The sequence below is a fragment of the Polaromonas sp. P1_G2 genome (assembly GCF_056405515.1).
Genome location: NZ_JBFUBY010000671.1, coordinates 1 through 637 on the forward strand (window position 1 = coordinate 1; position 637 = coordinate 637).

The window sequence follows — 637 nt, forward strand, 5'->3', positions numbered from 1 at the left end:
CAAGACACTGATGCTTTACGACGGCGGCAACACCCGCGCGGCCACGGACGCCTGGTTCACAGCAGCGGGAATCCGACCTGAACCGAAGATGGAATTTGGAAGCGTGGAAGCGATAAAGGAGCTTGTCTCCGCGGGATTGGGATGGTCCTTGCTTCCTGCCATGGCTCTCAGGCCGGAACGAGCCCATGGTTTGAGGACGTCACCGGTAAGCCCCACATTGACGCGACAGTTGGGCCTGGCAATTCGTCGAGACAAACATCTGACACGTGGGCTGCGCGAGATCATCAAACAGTTGCGCGAGCATCAGCAGTGATACGTCATCCTGTGCAGGCTTGCGAGTGACAGGCGCAAGCGCCGGCACGCTTGAGCCCAAATTGAAATGCTCTCCGTGAAAGGCCATATGCCCAGGCCGAGACGAAGAATCGGGGGAATCCGCAATGGCAGACACCGTCTTTTTGGCCGGCGCCACGGGCGCGATTGGACGCAAGTTGCTGCCGATGCTCGTGCAGGCAGGTTTTACGGTTTATGGCACGACGCGAAAACCTGACCGCCAGGACGGCTTTCGCCAAGCCGGCGCGATCCCGGTGGTTGTCGATGTCTTCGATACCGAGGCACTGAAAACGGCGGTGGCCATGGC

The 637-nt window shown here is 59.7% G+C and carries 2 protein-coding genes; both read left to right on the top strand.

The window, feature by feature from the left end:
- The coding region (locus AC1D0P_RS26860; protein WP_477679517.1) for a LysR family transcriptional regulator substrate-binding protein at positions 1-313 on the top strand (313 nt) is incomplete at its 5' end.
- A 124-nt stretch (positions 314-437) separates the two neighbouring features.
- Positions 438-637, top strand: a 200-nt coding sequence (locus AC1D0P_RS26865) for an NAD(P)H-binding protein (RefSeq protein WP_477679518.1), incomplete at its 3' end; no start/stop codon positions are given.